Consider the following 18,675-nt stretch of genomic DNA (forward strand, 5'->3'; position numbering starts at 1 on the left):
CAAGCCACATACCAAATTCAAAGGACAGGTATACGTATTAAAGAAAGAAGAAGGCGGCAGGCATACACCCTTCTTTAACGGTTATAGACCACAGTTTTACTTTAGGACAACAGACGTAACAGGGACCATTACATTGCCAGAGGGCACCGAAATGGTAATGCCGGGAGACAACATAGTAATGGATATAGAACTCATATCACCGATTGCAATAGAGCAGGGATTAAGATTTGCTATCCGTGAAGGCGGCAAGACCGTAGGTGCAGGTGTGGTAACTGAAATCGCTGAATAATTATTTAAAACCCAAATTCCGAACGTAAGGAGGGACACACATGGCCCATCAGAAAATAAGAATTCGCCTAAAAGCTTTTGACCACGCAATTCTTGACCAATCGGCCAGGAAAATTGTGGAGACGGCAAAGCGAACCGGGGCCAAAGTATCGGGGCCTATACCGTTACCCACGGATCGGAGTATCATAACTATACTTCGTGCTCCGCACAAGTACAAGGATTCCCGGGAACAGTTTGAATCAAGGACCCATAAGAGATTGATAGATATCAAACAGCCAAATCAAAAAACCGTTGATGCTCTTATGAGATTGGATTTGCCGGCAGGAGTCGATATTGAGATAAAGCTGTAGCAATGGGAGGTGACTTTGATGATTGAAAAGGCCATTTTAGGCAAAAAAATCGGCATGACCCAGATTTTCAGTGACACAGGAGAAGCTGTTCCGGTCACTGTAGTGGAAGCTGGGCCCTGCGTTGTGGTGCAGAAAAAGACTGTAGAAAATGATGGTTACAGCGCAATTAAAGTTGGCTATGAAGATATTAAAGAAAAGAAATTAAACAAACCCCTGCAAGGTCAATTCAAGACTAGGCAACTGTCATTTAAGAAATACCTAAAAGAATTCAGGATTCAAGATGCTGACAAATACAATGTAGGGGACGAAATAAAGGTTGACATTTTCCAGCCTGGAGACAAAGTAGACGTAACTGGCACATCACTAGGAAAAGGCTATGCTGGAACTATTAAGCGCTGGAATGCCAGGCGCGGACCAATGACTCACGGCTCAAAATCACACCGCCTTGTGGGTTCAAGCGGTGCTACTGGTGTAGCCAGAGTCGTTAAGGGGTTACCAAGACCCGGACATAAAGGAGCAAAAAAGGTTACAGTTCAAAACCTTGAAGTAGTAAAGGTGGATCCGGAGAGAAACTTTTTACTTATAAAGGGCTCAGTACCCGGACCAAAGAAATCACTACTCTTTATAAAAAACAGCGTAAAGAACTGAAACTGACAGTGAAAGGAGGAGCCCAATGCCAAAAGTAGCTTTATATAATATACAGGGAGAAAGGATAGGCGAAGTCGAGCTTTCTGATGATGTCTTTGGCGCTGAAGTCAGACCAGATATTATGCACCGTGCTGTTGTAAATTATCTAGCAAATCAAAGGTTGGGAACTGCCAGCACCTTGACCAGAGCCGAAGTGTCTGGTGGTGGAAGAAAGCCATGGCGTCAGAAGGGCACCGGAAGAGCCAGGCATGGCAGCATAAGGTCGCCTTTGTGGAGAAAAGGTGGTATAGTCTTTGGACCAAAGCCTCGCTCCTTTAAAACTACAATGCCTAAAAAGCTAAAGAGACTAGCCCTAAAATCAGCACTAAGTGCAAAAACTAGAGACAACGAGCTCATACTGCTGGACAGTTTGACTATGGAAGCTCCAAAGACTAAGCAAATGGTTACAATATTGGCTAATTTGAAGGCCAATAAGAAATCTCTTATAGTGATGGCTGATAAAAACGACAATGTGGTGAAATCAGCCCGCAATATCCCGGGTGTAAAAACCGCATACGTCAACACCTTGAATGTTTATGATATTTTAAACCATGATTTCTTGATCATGACAAAAGAAGCGGCCCAGCGGGTAGAGGAGGTGTATGCAGGATGAAAAATCCGCATGACATCATCATTCGCCCTTGGATTACAGAAAAAAGCATGGATATGCAGCAGCAAAAAAAATACGTCTTTGTAGTTCACAAAAATGCCAACAAAACTGAGATAAAAAATGCACTAGAATCAATTTTTGGAGTAAAAGTTGCCAAGGTCAATACCATTAATATGAGAGGTAAAATGAAGCGCATGGGTCGATTTGTAGGCAAACGGCCTGACTGGAAAAAAGCCATTGTAACTTTAACCGATGACAGCAAAACTATAGAATTCTTCGAAGCCCTATAGTTTTTACGGATGATTTGAGATAGAGAAGGAGGGAACAATGTGGCTATAAAAAAGTTTAAGCCCACGAGTCCAGGCCGCAGGTTTATGAGCGTTGCTTCTTTTGAAGAAATAACCAAAAAAGAGCCTGAGCGGTCTTTAGTCGTAACACTTAAGAATAAAGCTGGCCGTAACATGCAGGGCAGACTGACAATTAGACATCGTGGCGGTGGCCACAAGCGCAAATATAGAATTATTGATTTTAAGAGAGATAAAGATGGGATACCGGCAAAAGTAGCAGCCATTGAATACGATCCCAACCGCACAGCGTATATAGCACTTTTACATTACGCAGATGGAGAAAAACGCTATATTTTAGCCCCGGACGGCCTTCGTGTAGGAGATACGGTAGAGTCCGGTGAAAATGCGGATATTAAGCCTGGTAATGCCCTCAAATTGGCACATATACCTGTAGGTACCACTGTTCACAATATCGAGCTTATCCCAGGCAAGGGAGGACAGATGGTAAGAGCTGCCGGTGCATCAGCTCAGCTCATGGCAAAAGAAGGTGGCATGGCCACACTAAGGCTGCCTTCAGGAGAAATGCGAATGGTATCGGAAAACTGCAGAGCCACAATAGGCCAGGTGGGCAATATTGATCATGAAAATATTTCTATCGGTAAAGCTGGTAGATCACGCTGGTTAAATCGGAGACCCCATGTCCGTGGCGTTGTTATGAACCCAGTGGATCACCCCCACGGCGGAGGTGAAGGTAAAGCACCTATTGGCCGCAAGAGTCCTGTTACGCCCTGGGGTAAACCTACACTTGGTTATAAGACGAGAAAGAAAAACAAGGCTTCGGATAAATATATTGTCAAGCGCCGTAAATAGAAGGGAGGTAAGCTGATGAGTCGCTCAACAAAAAAAGGACCCTTCGTTGATCAAAAACTTTTGGCTAAAATTATAGAAATGAACAAAAAAAAGGATAAAAAGGTTATCAAGACCTGGTCCAGGGCTTCTACTATATTTCCCGAGATGGTCGGCCATACAATCGCTGTCCACGACGGCAGAAAGCATGTTCCTATTTATATAACAGAAGATATGGTGGGGCATAAATTAGGCGAATTTGCACCTACAAGGACTTTTAAAGGACACGGAGCCCATACTGAAAAATCTACAGCACTTAAATAAAATGTTTGATTTTTAAGGTTACAAAACCTAGCAAAGGAGGTATACAAGTTGGAAGCGAGGGCACAGGTAAGACATGTCAGGATTTCCCCAAGCAAAGTGAGAGTCGTATTAGACCTTATTCGCGGGAAACAAGTTGATGAAGCCTTAACTATATTGAGGTTTACGCCCAAAGCGGCCTCGCCTTTACTGGAAAAATTACTGCGCTCTGCCATTGCAAATGCAGAGAACAACTTCAACATGAATAGAGACGGTTTATATATTTCCCAGTGCTATGCCGACGAAGGCCCCATCATGAAACGCTTTCGAGCAAGGGCTCAGGGAAGAGCTTATTCAATACACAAAAAGACCAGCCACATTACAATAGTATTAAAGGAAAAGGAGGGATAGATTTTGGGTCAGAAAATTCACCCTCATGGGTTAAGAGTAGGAATAATTAAAGATTGGGACTCAAGATGGTATGCGGAAAAGGACTTTGCAGATTATCTATTGGAAGACTTCAAGATCCGCCAATATATAAAGAAAGCATTATATACAGCAGGTGTTTCCAGAATCGAGATTGAGCGTGCGGCAAAGCGTATTAAAGTTACGATTAACACTGCAAAGCCCGGAATGGTTATCGGAAAAGGTGGCAGCGGTGTTGACGAGCTAAAAACAGAACTGGAGAAAATGACCGATAAACAGGTTTCCATAAATGTAGTTGAAATTAAGAATCCTGACATAGATGCTCAACTTGTGGCGGAAAACATTGCTTCACAGCTGGAGAGGCGTATATCTTTCCGCAGAGCGATGAAGCAGGCCATAACCAGGGCTATGAGGTCAGGAGCCAAAGGTATAAAGACCATGGTCAGCGGCAGACTCGGCGGTGCCGAAATTGCCAGATCCGAAATGTATCATGAAGGAACCATTCCGCTTCAAACCTTAAGAGCTGATATTGATTACGGTTTTGCAGAAGCCCATACCACCTATGGCAGGATCGGTGTTAAAGTTTGGATATATAAAGGTGAAGTCCTTCCGGTAAAACAAAAGCAAAATCCCGAGGAAGGGGGAGAAGTAAACAATGTTGATGCCGAAGCGAGTCAAGTTTAGGAAGCAGCAGCGTGGCGTTATGAAGGGCAAGGCTCATAAAGGGAATCAGGTTACTTATGGTGAATACGGCCTGCAAGCTCTTGAATCTGCATGGATTACCAGCCAGCAAATTGAAGCTGCTCGTGTAGCCATGACCAGATACATCAGGAGGGGCGGTAAAGTTTGGATAAAAATATTCCCAGACAAGCCTGTAACAAAGAAGCCTGCTGAAACACGTATGGGAAGCGGTAAAGGGTCTCCTGAACTGTGGGTTGCAGTTGTAAAAGAGGGCCGCGTTATGTTCGAGCTAGCCGGAGTTCCTGAAGAAGTAGCTAAGGAGGCTTTGACTCTCGCCTCTCATAAGTTGCCAATAAAGACAAAGATTGTAAAACGGGTAGAAATAGGCGGTGATGTAAATGAAGCTTAAGCAGATTCGTGACCTATCTGACCAAGAGTTGCGGCAGAAAGAAAAGGAGTTAAAGGGCGAACTGTTTAACCTCCGGTTTCAAGCAGCCACCGGTCAGCTTGAAAACCCCATGAGAATTCGTGAAGTCAGAAAAACCATAGCACGCATAAAAACTGTCCTCACGGAAAGACAAAACGAAAAGTTAAAGCTTGGGAGCCAAAAGTAATTAAAAAGGAGGGATAAGTATGGCCGAACGAAATCAAAGAAAGGTCCGCACAGGAGTAGTGGTCAGTGATAAAATGGATAAGACCGTAGTAGTAGCTGTGGAAAGATCCATGAGACACCCCCTTTATGGCAAGACCATTAGAAAAACCAAAAAATTTAAAGCCCATGATGAAAATAACGAGTGCAGAGTGGGCGATGTTGTCACCATTATGGAAACAAGACCCCTTAGTCGTGATAAACGCTGGAGGGTTGTAAAGATTGTACAAAAAGCCCAGTAAGGAAGGGAGGTTTTTTGCGTGATTCAAGTTCAAACTAGGCTCAACGTTGCAGATAACACTGGCGCTAAAGAATTAATGTGTATAAAAGTTTTGGGCGGTTCCAAGCGAAAATATGCCAATATCGGAGATGTCATTGTGGCATCAGTTAAAAGTGCAACGCCCGATGGCGTTGTTAAAAAGGGAGACGTTGTAAAGGCTGTCATTGTGAGAACCAAAAAAGGTTTGCAACGCAAAGACGGTTCATATATCAGGTTTGATGAAAATGCTGCGGTTATTTTAAGTGATGATAAAAACCCCCGGGGTACGCGTATTTTTGGTCCTGTAGCCAGAGAATTGCGCGAAAAGGATTACATGAAGATTATATCTTTAGCTCCTGAAGTGCTGTAGACAATGTCGAACCCCAAAATCTTAAAGGGCATGAAGTTTTACATGAGGAGGTGTGGTTCTTGGAAAAGGTCCATGTAAAGAAAGGCGATACAGTTTGCGTCATCTCGGGAAAGGACAAAGGCAAAAAAGGTAAAGTGATAAAAGTCCTTCCAAGAAAGAAAAAGGCCATTGTTGAAGGCGTAAATGTGGCGAAAAAACATCAAAAGCCCAGACCTGGTGTCCAGCAAGGCGGTATTATAGAGATGGAAATGCCAATTTACACCTCTAAGTTGATGGTAGTTTGCAGCAAATGCAATAAACCTACCCGGATTGGTCACAAAGTACTGGAAAATGGGTCAAATGTGCGCATTTGTAAAAAGTGTCAAGAGGTTTTAGATAGATAGTCAGGAAGGGAGGTAGCTTGATGTCAAGATTAAAAGACAAATATTTAAACGAAGTTGTGCCTGCATTAAAGCAAAAGTTTAACTACAAAAACATCATGGAAGTGCCCCGCTTAGAAAAAGTTGTCATCAACATGGGAATTAATGATGCGCGGGAAAACCCAAAAGCAATTGAATCAGCCACCAATGATTTGGCAGCAATCACAGGCCAAAAGCCAATTGTAACAAAAGCACGCAAATCCATAGCAGCTTTTAAAATACGTGAAGGTATGCCCATAGGTGTTAAGGTGACACTTAGAGCAGAAAAAATGTATGACTTTCTAGATAAGCTGTTTAATATAAACCTGCCAAGGGTAAGAGATTTTAGAGGAGTATCTCCTGATTCCTTTGACGGCAGAGGGAATTATACTTTAGGCATTAGAGAACAGCTGATTTTCCCTGAAATCGATTATGACAAGATCGATAAAGTCAGAGGCATGGATATTACAATTGTTACAACTGCAAAGACAGATGAAGAGGCCCGGGAACTTTTGAAAAACCTCGGTATGCCTTTTGCATAAAGGGAAGGAGGGAACAGCTTGGCCAAAAAATCTTTAATCGCTAAGCAAAAGCGTCCAGCTAAGTTTTCAACGCGCAAGTATAACAGATGCAAAATTTGCGGCAGGCCCCATGCGTATTTGCGCAAATTTGGTGTATGTAGGATATGTTTCAGAGTGCTTGCCCATCGCGGTGAAATACCCGGAGTTAAGAAAGCTAGCTGGTAAGTGAGTTAAATGAAGGGAGGTAGTTTCATTGGCTATGACGGACGTTATTGCAGATATGCTAACCCGCATCCGCAACGCAAATGATGTGGGTCATCCAGAAGTAGAAATCCCCAGTTCAAACATGAAGGTAGCTATTGCCAAGGTACTAAAAGAAGAGGGTTATATAAAAGATTATGAGGTTATAGAAGATGGCAAGCAGGGAATTTTAAAAGTCTATCTAAAATACGGACCTAATAAACAGAAAGTCATAACAGGAATTAAGCGGATTTCAAAGCCAGGCCTGAGAATCTATGCCAGCAAAGATGAGATTCCGAAGGTTATGGGTGGCCTGGGTACTGTCATACTTTCTACATCTAAAGGAATTATGACTGATAGAGAGGCAAGAAAACAGCAAATCGGCGGCGAGGTAATCTGCTACGTATGGTAGTAGTAAGACTAGGAGGTGAAGACAATGTCTAGAATCGGCAAAATGCCAATTGAAATCCCTCAGGGAGTTCATGTAACCGTTGAAAACAACCAAGTAACAGTAAAAGGGCCAAAAGGCAGTTTGAGCCGCGAATTTCATAAGGACATGACAATTAAAATAGAAGATTCTAAAGTAATAATAGAGCGCCCGTCAGACCAAAAAAACCATAAGGCACTACATGGCCTAACACGCTCTTTGATTAGCAATATGGTAGCAGGTGTTGTGGGAGGTTATGAGAAGGTCCTTGTGCTTGAAGGTGTAGGTTATAGAGCGGTAAAGCAGGGTAATAAGCTGGTTTTAACTATTGGTTACTCTCACCCTGTTGAGATTGAGCCACCTAAAGGAATAGAGTTTGAAGTACCTGCTGCAAACAGGATTATAGTTAGAGGTATCGATAAGGAGCTGGTAGGTCAGGTTGCGGCAAACATAAGAGCTGTTAGAGAACCTGAACCTTACAAGGGCAAAGGTATCAGGTATGAAAATGAGGTTGTACGTCGCAAAGAAGGTAAGACCGGAGCATAATAAGTAAGGGAGGGAAACTTGTGATAAAAAAGGAATCGCGCAACATAGCCCGGAAAAGACGCCATCTTAGAGTTCGCAAGAAGACCTTTGGCACAGAAGAAAGGCCACGCCTGTGCGTCTACAAGAGCGAAAAGCATATCTATGCTCAAATCATAAATGATGAAATTGGCCACACTTTAGTTGCTGCATCCACACTTGACCCTGCTATTAGGGATAAGGTGACTGGTGTCAATATAGAGTCGGCTAAATTAGTGGGTGACCTTATTGCAAAAAAGGCTTTGGAAAAGGGAATTCGTGCGGTAACCTTTGACCGAGGCGGTTATATATATCATGGTCGGATAAAAGCCCTGGCTGATGCTGCCAGAGAAGCTGGTTTAGATTTTTAGAAGGGAGGTACAACTTTGCAGCATAGGAATAGAATTGAAGATAGTGAATTTGTAGAAAAGATAGTAGCTATAAAGCGAGTAGCTAAGGTTGTTAAAGGAGGTAAAAACTTTCGCTTTGCCGTGTTAGTTGTAGTTGGCAACAAAAATGGTAAGGTAGGAGTAGGTACCGGCAAAGCCCAAGAGATTCCAGAAGCTGTTCGCAAGGGCATCGAAGATGCTAAAAAGAATTTAATTGATGTCCCAATACTGGATGGAACAATTCCCCACGAAAGTCTAGGAGTTTTTGGAGCAGGCAAGGTTTTATTAAAACCAGCTCCAGAAGGAACAGGAGTTATTGCAGGAGGACCGGTCAGAGCTGTTGTTGAACTTGCAGGAATTAAAAACGTAGTGAGTAAGTCTTTAGGTTCAGCCAATGCGAGAAACATGGTAAATGCAACGGTAGTAGCCTTGAAACAATTGAAACGGGCTGAAGAAGTGGCAAAACTTCGCGAAAAAAACGTGGATGAAATATTAGGATAACAGCAAATAGAGGAGGTGCAGCCAATGAGATTGCATAACCTGGCGCCAGCAGAAGGTTCTACCAAAAAGCCCAAAAGGGTAGGCAGAGGAATAGGCTCTGGACACGGCAAAACTTCTACGAGAGGTCATAAAGGTCAAAATGCCAGAAGTGGCGGCGGAGTAAGGCCGGGCTTTGAGGGCGGTCAGATGCCCCTTTACAGGCGTATTCCAAAACGTGGTTTTACAAACATTTTCAAAAAACAGCTGGTGGCAATTAACGTCGAACAGTTAAATAAATTTGAGGAAGGCACAAAAGTTACTCCAGAGCTACTAATTGAAAAGGGCATAATTAAAAAAATTAAGGACGGAGTTAAGATTCTCGGCAGCGGGCAGCTAAATGTCAAACTTCATGTAGTAGCCAATGCTTTCTCAGAAACCGCCAAAGCGAAGATAGAAGCAGCCGGTGGAAAGACAGAGGTGATATAAAAATGTTGGAAGCCCTGAGAAATGCCTGGAAAATACCTGATTTAAGAAAGCGGATAAAATATACCGCTTTGATGCTCTTGCTATTTAGGATAGGGACGTTCATACCGGTACCTAGAATGGACCCTAGTGCTGTGCGGTCAATAATTGAAAGAGGTGCTCTGCTAGGTTTCTTTGACATAATTGCAGGCGGTGCCCTCAGTCAGTTTTCGGTTTTCGCTATGAGTATAACGCCATATATCAATGCTTCAATTATCGTGCAGCTGCTTACAGTAGTTATTCCCAAGTGGGAAGAACTTGCCAAGGAAGGAGAAGCAGGGCGCAAAGTGTTGGCTCAGTACACCAGGTATGGTACAGTCATTTTGGGTCTTATTCAAGCCACAGGCCTCTCAATTGGATTTAGAAGCGCTATGAAACCTGGCTTTTTGAGCCAAATCGTGGTAATACTAAGCCTTGCAGCAGGTACCGCATTTTTAATGTGGCTTGGCGAACAGATTACTGACAAAGGTATAGGCAATGGCATATCACTACTTATCTTTGCCGGTATTGTGTCAAGAATTCCCACTAGTGTCTATCAAATGTATGCTTTAATTAGAATAGGTGCTGTAAACATATTGCTGCTTGCGGTTGTTGCAATTTTAGGCATAGCAGTCGTAGTGGGAGTTATAGCTGTTCAAGAAGCTGAACGCAGAGTGCCAGTACAATACGCCAAACGTGTGGTGGGTCGCAGGGTATATGGCGGTCAATCAACACATATACCTATTAAAATTAATTCGGCCGGTGTTATACCTGTAATATTTTCAACTTCAATATTGATGTTCCCCAGTACATTGGCCGGGTTTTTCCCAAATAACAAATTTATGACAAGCGTTGCCGAGTTTCTACAGCCCAGCGGGTGGCTGTATGCTGTGCTGTATGGTTTGCTTATAGTATTCTTTACCTATTTTTACACTGCGGTGACTTTTAATCCAGTAGATGTTGCCAATAATATTAAAAAGTACGGAGGTTTTATCCCAGGCATTCGTCCAGGGAGACCAACAGCGGATTACATTACTCGTATAGTAAACAGGATAACCCTGGTTGGAGCATTATTTTTAGCAGTAATCGCTTTGCTTCCATATTTTATGACAGCTGTATCTGGTCTAAACATATCTTTTGGAGGAACCGCCCTCTTGATTGTAGTAGGAGTAGCGCTGGAGACAATGAAGGCCATCGAAGCACAGATGATTATGAGACATTATCAAGGATTTCTAAAGTAGGAGTGATTTTTAGTGCGAATTGTTATGCTGGGGCCTCCGGGCGCAGGTAAAGGCACCCAAGCGAAAAAGATAGCGGAAGAGTTTAAGATACCCCATATCTCCACCGGAGAGATACTGAGAAAAGCTGTTCAAGACAATACTCCATTAGGTAAAAAGGCCAGTGAATACCTTGATAAAGGTCTTTTGGTACCGGATGAAATAGTTGAGGGCATTGTCAGGTCTCGGCTTAAGATGCATGACTGTGCCGCTGGTTTTTTGCTAGATGGTTTTCCCAGGACAGTAAGGCAAGCTGAAAATCTCGATGAGTTTCTAAAAGAAGAAAATGTCAACTTGGATATAGTAATTAATATCCAAGTTGAACAAAGGCTCCTGATAGAAAGGTTTACTGGTAGGCGGACATGCCAAAAGTGCGGTGCAACCTTCCACATAAAGTTCAGTCCCCCTAAAACGCCAGGGATTTGCGACAAGTGTGGGGAAAAACTTATAGTTCGCAGAGATGATGATATAGAAACCGTAAAGAAGCGGTTAGAGGTATATGAAACCACAACAGCCCCACTTGTGGATTATTACGATCGACGTAAACTGCTGGTAAATGTCGACGGTTCAAAGCCCATAGATGACGTTTTTGAAGATATAAAGAAAGTTCTTGAAGGTGTAAAATCATGATTATTATTAAGTCCCAAAGGGAAATCGAGCTTATGCGAAAAGCCGGTGAAATTACAGCACTTGTGCTAGATGAAATAAAAAAACATATTAAGCCTGGAGTAACTACAATTGAGCTTGATAAAATTGCAGAAGAGTTTATATTAAGCCATAATGCCACACCAACCTTTAAAGGCTATAGAGGTTTTCCAGCATCCATATGTGCTTCAATAAATGAAGAGGTAGTACATGGAATTCCTGGATTAAGAAGCCTAAAAAATGGTGATATTATTAGCATAGACGTTGGTGTGAATTTTCAAGGCTACAACGGCGATGCAGCTCGGACATTCCCGGTAGGCCAGGTAAGTGCTGATGCACTTAAGCTTATTGAAGTTACAAGGCAGAGTTTCTTTGAAGGTATCGCTTATGCAAAACAAGGCCATAGACTTTCTGACATATCACATGCTATTCAAACATATGTGGAACGGCACAATTTTTCCGTTGTCAGAGACTATGTAGGTCACGGCATTGGCCAAAATATGCATGAAGCTCCACAGATACCGAATTTCGGTCCTCCTGGGAAGGGACCGAGACTTAGGGCCGGTATGACACTAGCAATAGAGCCCATGGTCAATATGGGGGGATACGAGGTTTATACATTAAAAAATAACTGGACGGTAGTAACGAGAGATGGAAGCCTTTCGGCTCATTATGAAAACACCGTTGCCATTACGGATGGTGAGCCGGAGATATTGACTATGATTTAGGAAGGTGTTTTTATGCCGCAGCTCGTGTTAGGACAGCTGGCAAAATCAATTGCCGGTCGTGACAAGGGGCGGTTTATGATTGTCATAGATGTCATTGATGAAAACTATGTATATGTAGTCGATGGAGATCTTAGGAAGATAGAAAAACCCAAAAAGAAAAAGATTAAGCATTTGCAACTTTTAAATAAAAAAGCAGACTTCATAGCTGAGAAATTGACAAAGAAGCGGAAAATCAGCAATGAGGAAATAAAAAAAGCCCTTAATGAACTGATAGATGAAAGCCCAAATACCCAATCTAATCAGATATGAGGAGGGTGTGGGACCTTGTCTAAAGAAGATGTAATTGAAGTCGAAGGTACCGTTTTAGAACCACTACCAAATGCCATGTTTCGGGTAGAATTAAAAAATGGTCATGTGATATTAGCTCATGTTTCTGGGAAAATCCGCATGAATTATATAAGGATTTTGCCAGGAGATAGGGTTACTGTGGAGTTGTCTCCCTATGATCTTACCCGAGGCCGCATCAAATATCGCTTCAAGTAGAAAACGGCAAAAGGAGGAATTCCTATGAAGGTAAGACCCTCGGTGAAGAAAATTTGCGAGAAGTGCAAGATAATCAAGCGCAAGGGTAGAGTCATGGTCATATGTGAAAATCCAAAGCATAAACAAAAACAGGGTTAAATAAAAGGAGGTGCATTAAATGGCTAGAATTGCCGGTGTTGATCTGCCTAGGGAAAAGCGCGTGGAAGTCGCATTGACATATATTTACGGCATTGGCCCTACAAAATCCAAACAGATTCTAAAAGAAGCTGATATTAACCCGGATACTCGGGTAAAAGATTTAACGGAGCGAGAAATTACAAAGCTAAGGGAACTTATTGATAAAAACCATAAAGTCGAAGGTGATCTTAGGAGAGAAGTTGCTCTAAATATCAAGCGTCTTATTGAAATTGGTTGCTACAGGGGACTTCGCCACCGCCGGGGTCTGCCGGTAAGGGGGCAGAGGACCAGGACCAATGCGAGAACTCGTAAAGGTCCAGCCAAAACTGTAGGAGCAAAACGCAAGCAATAATCCGGAGGTGAGAATATGGCAAAGCCAGCGAGAAGACGTAAAGAAAAAAGGCACGTTGAAAAGGGATGTGCTCATATACATTCAACTTTTAACAATACCATAGTGACCATTACCGATGAAGCTGGAAGACCCGTAACTTGGGCAAGCGCAGGAACTGTAGGCTTTAAAGGTTCCCGTAAAGGTACACCCTTTGCAGCACAAATGGCTGCTGAAGCAGCGGCAAAACAGGCAATGGAATATGGTATGAGGACTGTAGAAGTATATGTAAAGGGACCAGGCGGAGGAAGAGAAGCAGCTATTCGTTCGTTACAAGCAGCAGGTTTAGAGGTTAGCATGATAAAAGATGTAACTCCAATTCCTCACAATGGTTGCAGACCACCAAAAAGAAGAAGGGTTTAATTTGCAGGAGGTGTTATGAAGGATGGCAAGATACACAGGTCCGGTTTGCCGGCTATGCCGCAGAGAAGGTATTAAGCTTTACTTAAAAGGCGACCGCTGCTATAGCTCTAAATGTGCAATAGATAGGCGAGGATATGCGCCAGGCCAACACGGCCATATGCGCCGTAAGCCTACAGAATATGGATTGCAGCTGAGAGAAAAGCAGAAAGCAAAGAGAATATATGGAGTTTTAGAACGCCAGTTCAGAAACTATTACGAGAAAGCTGTAAGACAAAAAGGCGTAACCGGCGAAAATCTGCTAAGACTACTAGAATGCCGTTTAGACAATGTGATTTATCGTATGGGATTTGCCGCATCAAGGCCTCAAGCAAGGCAAATCGTCAGATACGGTCATGTTGAGGTAAATGGCAAGAGGGTAACAATTCCATCTTATCAAGTTAAAGAGAAGGATGTAGTCGCAATTAGAGAAAAAAGCAGGAGTCTTGGCATGTTTAAAGAAATCGCAGAACAAGGTGCATCTAAGGTAGTGCCCGAATGGCTATCAGTGAATTTTGAGACTCTAACCGGTGAAGTTAACTATCTGCCAAAACGTGAAGACATTGATGTTCCAATCCAAGAACATCTGATAGTCGAGCTCTACTCTAAGTAATTGAATGACCCTCAACCCAATAATAATTTAAGGAGGGTAATGTATTAAGATGATAGAAATCGAAAAGCCGAGGATTGAGTTGGTAGAAAAAAGTGAAGACAATACCTATGGAAAGATAGTTGTTGAACCTTTGGAAAGAGGTTACGGCACAACCCTTGGCAACTCATTGCGCCGCGTCCTACTATCTTCACTGCCAGGAGCTGCTGTCACATCAATTAAAATAGAAGGTGTGCAGCATGAGTTTTCTACCATTCCTGGAGTTGCTGAAGATACTACCGAGATTATTATGAGCCTTAAACAGCTGGCTGTGATAATGCACAGTGATGAGCCAAAGCTGCTCCGAATTGAAGCACAGGGTGAGGGGGAAGTAACGGCAAAGGATATCATAGCTGATGCAGATGTTGAAATTTTAAATCCAGACCTTCATATAGCTACATTAGAAAAAGACGCAAAACTTTTCATGGAACTCACATTGGAAAAAGGCAGAGGCTATGTTACTGCAGACAGGAACAAAAAACCCAATCAGCCAATAGGTGTAATTGCTGTTGATTCCATTTTTACTCCTGTGCATAAAGTAAACTTTAACGTGGAACACACTCGGGTAGGACAGAGAACTGACTACGACAAGCTTACGATGGAGATTTGGACAAATGGTGCTATAAAGCCCGATGAAGCAGTAAGTGCTGCAGCCAAGATTCTCATTGAGCATTTTAGCCTATTTATTGGCTTAACCGATCAAGTTCAGATTGAAGAAGAACCTGTTGAAAAAGAAAAAGATGAAAGGGAGAAAATCCTGGAAATGCCCATCGAAGAGCTGGACTTGTCGGTTCGCTCATATAACTGCTTAAAACGAGCAGGAATAAACACAATATATGAACTAACCCAAAAAACTACAGAGGATATGTTGAAAGTGCGCAACCTAGGCAAAAAATCCTTGCAGGAAGTTGAAGCCAAACTTGCCGCTTTCAATTTGAGCTTAAAACAACCGGAGGATTAGTAAGGAGGCGAGAACATGCGGAAGTTGGGCAGGCCAAGCGGACATCGAAAAATGATGCTGAGAAACCTAACTACTGACCTTTTTAAATACGGAAAAATAGAAACTACCGAGTTTAGAGCAAAAGAAGTCCGTCGCATTGCTGAAAAGCTGATAACACTGGCTAAGAAGAACGATTTAGCATCGAGAAGGTTGGTATTGGCTGAAGTGCTTGATGAGACCACAGTCAAAAACCTGTTTGAAAAAATAGCACCAAAATATCAGGATAGAAATGGCGGTTACGTGAGATTAACAAAAGTAGGTTTACGTCGGGGTGACTCTACACCTAAAGCCGTGTTAGAGTTAGTGTAATGTGAAGATCACAATGTAAGTAAAGGGGGCGGTGACAATAACCGCCGAAATAACTGCTAAGGGTGTCTATTATCAGTATTCTGCCAGTGGTGATTTGGCGCTGAGCAATATAAATTTAACGATTAAACCTGGGGAGTTTGTAGCGATTATCGGTCCAAACGGTTCAGGAAAATCCACACTTGCAAAACTTTTTAACGGCCTCTTTTTACCAACTAAAGGTAATATTTTTGTAGATGGCCTTAACACCAAAGATGAAGCGAATATATGGAAAATAAGGCAAAAAGCTGGGATGGTATTTCAGAATCCTGACAACCAGATAGTAGCTACAATCGTTGAAGAAGATGTAGCTTTCGGGCCTGAAAATTTAGGGATCCCCCCAAAAGAAATAAGGCAGCGCATAGATGAGGCACTGAGAACCGTCGAGCTTACAGAGTTTGCCAATAAGGCTCCCCATTTGCTGTCAGGAGGTCAAAAACAGCGGGTGGCCATAGCGGGGATACTTGCCATGAAACCTGATTGTATTATCCTCGATGAGCCTACCGCTATGCTTGACCCTGTTGGAAGAAAAGAAGTAATTTCAACAGTGCAAAAACTAAACCGGCAAGAAGGTAAAACAGTCATCCTAATTACCCATTTTATGCAAGAGGCAGTTTGTGCAGATAGGGTCCTGGTTATGGAAAAGGGCAAGATAGTTATGGAAGGGAAGCCTAGTGAAATTTTCAGCCAGGTAGAAGAGCTTAAAAAACACGGCCTAGATGTGCCCCAAGTTACAGAGCTTGCTTACCTGCTGTCAAAGGACAATGTCCCCTTAAGAAAAGACATATTAACGGTTGATGAAATGGTGGATTGCCTATGTCAATTGATGTAAGAAATGTTACACATATATACATGCCAAATACTCCTTTTGAATCAATTGCAATTAAGGACGTAAATTGGACCATAAATGACGGCGATTTTTGGGGACTGATAGGTCATACAGGTTCAGGCAAATCCACTCTTATTCAGCATCTAAACGGACTTTTAAAACCCACGTCCGGTGAAATCATTATTGATGGCAAAAACATTCACAGCAAAGAGGTAAGCCTTAAGGCCATCAGGCAAAAAGTAGGCTTAGTTTTTCAGTACCCCGAGCATCAATTATTTGAAGAAACCGTTGAGCAAGATGTGGCATTTGGGCCTAGAAATATGGGTTTACCTGACGAAGAGATCTCTAAAAGGGTAAAGGAAGCTTTGGAGCTAGTAGGCCTCCCTTATGAACAAATAAAAGACAAATCCCCCTTTGAACTAAGCGGCGGCCAAATGCGAAGAGTAGCAATTGCCGGTGTTTTAGCCATGAAACCCAAGATTTTAATACTAGATGAGCCTACAGCAGGCCTGGACCCGAGAGGCCGTGATGAGATATTAGAAGAGATTATCAACTTAAAAAAGAACCAGAATCTGACAGTAATTCTGGTTTCACATAGCATGGAAGACATAGCTAAGATTGTAGACAAGCTGGCGGTTATGTACAAAGGCCAGATGGTTTCTCAGGGCACTCCCAGGGAGATCTTTAAAGATTACCAGGGCCTTGTAGAAAAGGGGCTAGGTATACCCCAAGTAACTGAGCTCATGATAAAACTTAAAGCTAAGGGCAAAAATGTATCGACAGATATTTTGACAGTTGAAGAAGCCAGAGAAGAAATTTTAAAACACATAAGGGGGAAGGGCCTTGCGTGAGATAACAATAGGACAGTATATTCCGGGAAATTCGGTAGTCCATCGCTTGGACCCTAGGACCAAGATTATAATAACTCTGGCATATATGATACTTTTATTTGCCCTAAATAAATTTTATGGATATATTTTTCCGGTAGCTTTCTTATTGATTGCTGTAACGCTTTCTAGGATTCCAGCGAGATACTTGCTAAAAGGGCTAAAGCCATTGATATTCATAATCGCCCTGACCTTTATATTGAATTCCTTCATGATAAAAGGTCGTGTGATTTATGAGATAGGTCCGCTGGACATAACTTATGAAGGCCTGTCACAAGGTGCTTTTATGACCATACGGCTAATTTTACTGATTACGGGTACATCATTACTCACTTTAACTACTTCGCCCATATCGCTTACCGATGGTATTGAAAGATTGCTGTCACCTTTTAAAAAAATTGGAGTTCCAGCCCATGAATTGGCTATGATGATGACAATAGCTTTAAGGTTTATTCCAACACTGCTTGAGGAAACTGATAAAATAATGAAAGCTCAAATGGCGAGAGGGGCGGATTTTGAAAGTGGGAACTTGATAAATAGGGCTAAAAATCTAGTTCCTCTCTTAGTACCACTTTTTATCAGCGCCTTTCGCAGAGCAGATGATCTGGCAATGGCAATGGAAGCCAGGTGTTATCGCGGAGGCGATAACAGGACCAGATTGAAGGAATTAAAAATGACCTTTATTGACATGGCAACTTTTGCAGTCTTTGCATTATTTGCAATAGGCGGCATTGCAACCCGCTTTATGTAGCAGGTGTGTTATATGAATGTAAAGATTCTGCTGGAATATGACGGAACAGCTTATTGCGGCTGGCAGAGGCAGAAAAACGCCCTATCTATTCAAGAAGTTCTTGAAACTGCAATCAGCACTATTACTGGTGAAAAAGTTAATGTAATAGGCTCCGGCCGCACCGATGCAGGAGTTCATGCGCTGGGCCAAGTAGCTAACTTCAAAACAAATACCCGTATTCCTATAGACAAACTGCCATATGCAATAAACAGCAAGCTGCCGGAAGACATAGTTGTAAAACATGCAGAACAAGTAGCGGAAGACTTTCATGCCAGATTTTGTGCAAAGTCTAAGATTTATACTTATACCATTTACAATTCGAAATTTCCCTCACCGCTACTTCGTAAATACAGTTATTTTTATTCAAAACCGTTAGACATAAATGCAATGAAAAGAGCAGCCGAAAAGCTTGTCGGCATACATGACTTTAAAGCATTTATGGCATCGGGAAGGCCGGTTAAATCAACTGTGCGCCATCTTCAAAGACTTGAAGTTGTACAAAATGGAGACATCGTAAAACTTGAGATTCAAGCCAATGGTTTTTTATACAACATGGCCAGGATAATAGCCGGAACCTTGCTAGATGTGGGTATAGGCAAAAAAGATGCCGATGAGATGACTTCTATAATCAAATCAAAAGACAGAAACTGTGCAGGAAAAACTCTTCCGCCTGAAGGTTTATGTCTAGTAAAGGTTATTTATTAAAACCTTTTTAATAAATTTAAAACACATGGTTAATTGTAAAATT

35 protein-coding genes and 1 pseudogene are annotated in these 18,675 nt (G+C 42.3%); all 36 read left to right on the top strand.

The features are described from left to right. Positions 1 to 289: pseudogene (tuf, locus tag JT739_RS02395) on the top strand (elongation factor Tu); the annotation flags it as partial. Between the two features lie 40 nt (positions 290 to 329). Next, complete coding sequence (gene rpsJ / locus JT739_RS02400; RefSeq protein ID WP_237659494.1) at positions 330 to 638, top strand: 30S ribosomal protein S10; 309 nt, start codon at positions 330 to 332, stop codon at positions 636 to 638. A 21-nt stretch (positions 639 to 659) separates the two neighbouring features. Next, positions 660 to 1,286, top strand: coding sequence for a 50S ribosomal protein L3 (gene rplC, locus JT739_RS02405; RefSeq protein ID WP_370642557.1), 627 nt, complete (start codon positions 660 to 662; stop codon positions 1,284 to 1,286). 25 nt (positions 1,287 to 1,311) lie between these two features. After that, the gene (gene rplD, locus JT739_RS02410) at positions 1,312 to 1,938 is read left to right on the top strand and encodes a 50S ribosomal protein L4 (RefSeq protein ID WP_237659496.1); all 627 of its coding nucleotides are present in this window, start codon (positions 1,312 to 1,314) and stop codon (positions 1,936 to 1,938) included. Beyond that, on the top strand, positions 1,935 to 2,225 hold the full coding sequence (gene rplW / locus JT739_RS02415; protein ID WP_237659497.1) for a 50S ribosomal protein L23: 291 nt from the start codon (positions 1,935 to 1,937) through the stop codon (positions 2,223 to 2,225). Before rplD ends, rplW begins: the two co-directional genes overlap by 4 nt. 39 nt (positions 2,226 to 2,264) lie before the next feature. After that, the gene (rplB, locus tag JT739_RS02420) at positions 2,265 to 3,092 is read left to right on the top strand and encodes a 50S ribosomal protein L2 (protein WP_237659498.1); all 828 of its coding nucleotides are present in this window, start codon (positions 2,265 to 2,267) and stop codon (positions 3,090 to 3,092) included. Positions 3,093 to 3,107: 15 nt separating this feature from the next. Beyond that, positions 3,108 to 3,392 (top strand): 30S ribosomal protein S19, encoded by a 285-nt coding sequence (rpsS, locus tag JT739_RS02425; RefSeq protein ID WP_237659499.1) that lies wholly within the window; start codon positions 3,108 to 3,110, stop codon positions 3,390 to 3,392. 48 nt (positions 3,393 to 3,440) lie between these two features. Further along, positions 3,441 to 3,779, top strand: coding sequence for a 50S ribosomal protein L22 (rplV, locus tag JT739_RS02430; protein ID WP_237659500.1), 339 nt, complete (start codon positions 3,441 to 3,443; stop codon positions 3,777 to 3,779). 3 nt (positions 3,780 to 3,782) lie between these two features. Next, on the top strand, positions 3,783 to 4,478 hold the full coding sequence (gene rpsC / locus JT739_RS02435) for a 30S ribosomal protein S3 (RefSeq protein ID WP_237659501.1): 696 nt from the start codon (positions 3,783 to 3,785) through the stop codon (positions 4,476 to 4,478). Continuing rightward, positions 4,450 to 4,884: a 50S ribosomal protein L16 gene (gene rplP / locus JT739_RS02440; protein WP_237659502.1), complete on the top strand. Its 435-nt coding sequence runs from the start codon at positions 4,450 to 4,452 to the stop codon at positions 4,882 to 4,884. The genes rpsC and rplP overlap by 29 nt, the downstream gene beginning before the upstream one ends. Continuing rightward, complete coding sequence (gene rpmC / locus JT739_RS02445) at positions 4,874 to 5,089, top strand: 50S ribosomal protein L29 (RefSeq protein ID WP_237659503.1); 216 nt, start codon at positions 4,874 to 4,876, stop codon at positions 5,087 to 5,089. Before rplP ends, rpmC begins: the two co-directional genes overlap by 11 nt. A gap of 19 nt (positions 5,090 to 5,108) precedes the next feature. Next, a complete protein-coding gene (gene rpsQ / locus JT739_RS02450) occupies positions 5,109 to 5,366 on the top strand; it encodes a 30S ribosomal protein S17 (RefSeq protein WP_237659504.1) in 258 nt (85 codons plus the stop codon). 18 nt (positions 5,367 to 5,384) lie between these two features. Continuing rightward, positions 5,385 to 5,753, top strand: a complete 369-nt coding sequence (rplN, locus tag JT739_RS02455; RefSeq protein ID WP_237659505.1) for a 50S ribosomal protein L14 — start codon at positions 5,385 to 5,387, stop codon at positions 5,751 to 5,753. Positions 5,754 to 5,812: 59 nt separating this feature from the next. After that, a complete protein-coding gene (gene rplX / locus JT739_RS02460) occupies positions 5,813 to 6,136 on the top strand; it encodes a 50S ribosomal protein L24 (RefSeq protein WP_237659506.1) in 324 nt (107 codons plus the stop codon). 20 nt (positions 6,137 to 6,156) lie between these two features. Further along, positions 6,157 to 6,693 carry a 50S ribosomal protein L5 gene (gene rplE, locus JT739_RS02465; RefSeq protein WP_237659507.1) on the top strand — a complete coding sequence of 179 codons (537 nt, stop codon included), beginning with the start codon at positions 6,157 to 6,159 and terminating at the stop codon, positions 6,691 to 6,693. Positions 6,694 to 6,711: 18 nt separating this feature from the next. Continuing rightward, entirely contained in the window at positions 6,712 to 6,897 is a 186-nt protein-coding gene (locus tag JT739_RS02470; RefSeq protein WP_237659508.1) for a type Z 30S ribosomal protein S14, read from the top strand. A gap of 28 nt (positions 6,898 to 6,925) precedes the next feature. Then, positions 6,926 to 7,324 (top strand): 30S ribosomal protein S8, encoded by a 399-nt coding sequence (rpsH, locus tag JT739_RS02475; protein WP_237659509.1) that lies wholly within the window; start codon positions 6,926 to 6,928, stop codon positions 7,322 to 7,324. 24 nt (positions 7,325 to 7,348) lie between these two features. Continuing rightward, positions 7,349 to 7,885: a 50S ribosomal protein L6 gene (rplF, locus tag JT739_RS02480; RefSeq protein ID WP_237659510.1), complete on the top strand. Its 537-nt coding sequence runs from the start codon at positions 7,349 to 7,351 to the stop codon at positions 7,883 to 7,885. A gap of 20 nt (positions 7,886 to 7,905) precedes the next feature. Further along, the gene (gene rplR, locus JT739_RS02485) at positions 7,906 to 8,271 is read left to right on the top strand and encodes a 50S ribosomal protein L18 (protein WP_237659511.1); all 366 of its coding nucleotides are present in this window, start codon (positions 7,906 to 7,908) and stop codon (positions 8,269 to 8,271) included. A 15-nt stretch (positions 8,272 to 8,286) separates the two neighbouring features. After that, positions 8,287 to 8,790 carry a 30S ribosomal protein S5 gene (gene rpsE, locus JT739_RS02490; RefSeq protein ID WP_237659512.1) on the top strand — a complete coding sequence of 168 codons (504 nt, stop codon included), beginning with the start codon at positions 8,287 to 8,289 and terminating at the stop codon, positions 8,788 to 8,790. Between the two features lie 24 nt (positions 8,791 to 8,814). Continuing rightward, a complete protein-coding gene (rplO, locus tag JT739_RS02495) occupies positions 8,815 to 9,255 on the top strand; it encodes a 50S ribosomal protein L15 (RefSeq protein ID WP_237659513.1) in 441 nt (146 codons plus the stop codon). Between the two features lie 2 nt (positions 9,256 to 9,257). After that, positions 9,258 to 10,511 (top strand): preprotein translocase subunit SecY, encoded by a 1,254-nt coding sequence (secY, locus tag JT739_RS02500; protein WP_237659514.1) that lies wholly within the window; start codon positions 9,258 to 9,260, stop codon positions 10,509 to 10,511. A 12-nt stretch (positions 10,512 to 10,523) separates the two neighbouring features. Further along, the gene (locus JT739_RS02505; protein WP_237659515.1) at positions 10,524 to 11,177 is read left to right on the top strand and encodes an adenylate kinase; all 654 of its coding nucleotides are present in this window, start codon (positions 10,524 to 10,526) and stop codon (positions 11,175 to 11,177) included. Then, positions 11,174 to 11,920 (top strand): type I methionyl aminopeptidase, encoded by a 747-nt coding sequence (gene map, locus JT739_RS02510; RefSeq protein ID WP_237659516.1) that lies wholly within the window; start codon positions 11,174 to 11,176, stop codon positions 11,918 to 11,920. The genes JT739_RS02505 and map overlap by 4 nt, the downstream gene beginning before the upstream one ends. Positions 11,921 to 11,932: 12 nt before the next feature. After that, positions 11,933 to 12,229: a KOW domain-containing RNA-binding protein gene (locus JT739_RS02515; RefSeq protein ID WP_237659517.1), complete on the top strand. Its 297-nt coding sequence runs from the start codon at positions 11,933 to 11,935 to the stop codon at positions 12,227 to 12,229. Between the two features lie 15 nt (positions 12,230 to 12,244). Further along, on the top strand, positions 12,245 to 12,463 hold the full coding sequence (gene infA, locus JT739_RS02520) for a translation initiation factor IF-1 (protein WP_013777345.1): 219 nt from the start codon (positions 12,245 to 12,247) through the stop codon (positions 12,461 to 12,463). A gap of 24 nt (positions 12,464 to 12,487) precedes the next feature. Beyond that, positions 12,488 to 12,601, top strand: a complete 114-nt coding sequence (gene rpmJ, locus JT739_RS02525) for a 50S ribosomal protein L36 (RefSeq protein ID WP_006555676.1) — start codon at positions 12,488 to 12,490, stop codon at positions 12,599 to 12,601. Positions 12,602 to 12,620: 19 nt separating this feature from the next. Then, positions 12,621 to 12,992, top strand: a complete 372-nt coding sequence (gene rpsM / locus JT739_RS02530; RefSeq protein ID WP_237659518.1) for a 30S ribosomal protein S13 — start codon at positions 12,621 to 12,623, stop codon at positions 12,990 to 12,992. Between the two features lie 15 nt (positions 12,993 to 13,007). Further along, positions 13,008 to 13,391, top strand: coding sequence for a 30S ribosomal protein S11 (gene rpsK / locus JT739_RS02535; RefSeq protein WP_237659519.1), 384 nt, complete (start codon positions 13,008 to 13,010; stop codon positions 13,389 to 13,391). 22 nt (positions 13,392 to 13,413) lie between these two features. Next, entirely contained in the window at positions 13,414 to 14,040 is a 627-nt protein-coding gene (rpsD, locus tag JT739_RS02540; protein ID WP_237659520.1) for a 30S ribosomal protein S4, read from the top strand. Positions 14,041 to 14,089: 49 nt separating this feature from the next. Further along, on the top strand, positions 14,090 to 15,037 hold the full coding sequence (locus JT739_RS02545; RefSeq protein ID WP_237659521.1) for a DNA-directed RNA polymerase subunit alpha: 948 nt from the start codon (positions 14,090 to 14,092) through the stop codon (positions 15,035 to 15,037). A gap of 15 nt (positions 15,038 to 15,052) precedes the next feature. After that, positions 15,053 to 15,385 (top strand): 50S ribosomal protein L17, encoded by a 333-nt coding sequence (rplQ, locus tag JT739_RS02550; RefSeq protein ID WP_237659522.1) that lies wholly within the window; start codon positions 15,053 to 15,055, stop codon positions 15,383 to 15,385. Positions 15,386 to 15,416: 31 nt separating this feature from the next. Continuing rightward, positions 15,417 to 16,253, top strand: a complete 837-nt coding sequence (locus tag JT739_RS02555; protein ID WP_237659523.1) for an energy-coupling factor transporter ATPase — start codon at positions 15,417 to 15,419, stop codon at positions 16,251 to 16,253. After that, on the top strand, positions 16,238 to 17,101 hold the full coding sequence (locus JT739_RS02560) for an energy-coupling factor transporter ATPase (protein ID WP_237659524.1): 864 nt from the start codon (positions 16,238 to 16,240) through the stop codon (positions 17,099 to 17,101). Before JT739_RS02555 ends, JT739_RS02560 begins: the two co-directional genes overlap by 16 nt. After that, positions 17,094 to 17,888, top strand: coding sequence for an energy-coupling factor transporter transmembrane protein EcfT (locus JT739_RS02565; RefSeq protein ID WP_237659525.1), 795 nt, complete (start codon positions 17,094 to 17,096; stop codon positions 17,886 to 17,888). Before JT739_RS02560 ends, JT739_RS02565 begins: the two co-directional genes overlap by 8 nt. A 12-nt stretch (positions 17,889 to 17,900) precedes the next feature. Then, complete coding sequence (gene truA, locus JT739_RS02570) at positions 17,901 to 18,632, top strand: tRNA pseudouridine(38-40) synthase TruA (protein ID WP_237659526.1); 732 nt, start codon at positions 17,901 to 17,903, stop codon at positions 18,630 to 18,632. Positions 18,633 to 18,675: the final 43 nt, after the last annotated feature.

The sequence above is a fragment of the Tepidanaerobacter sp. GT38 genome (assembly GCF_021991635.1).
Classification (GTDB): domain Bacteria; phylum Bacillota; class Thermosediminibacteria; order Thermosediminibacterales; family Tepidanaerobacteraceae; genus DTU063.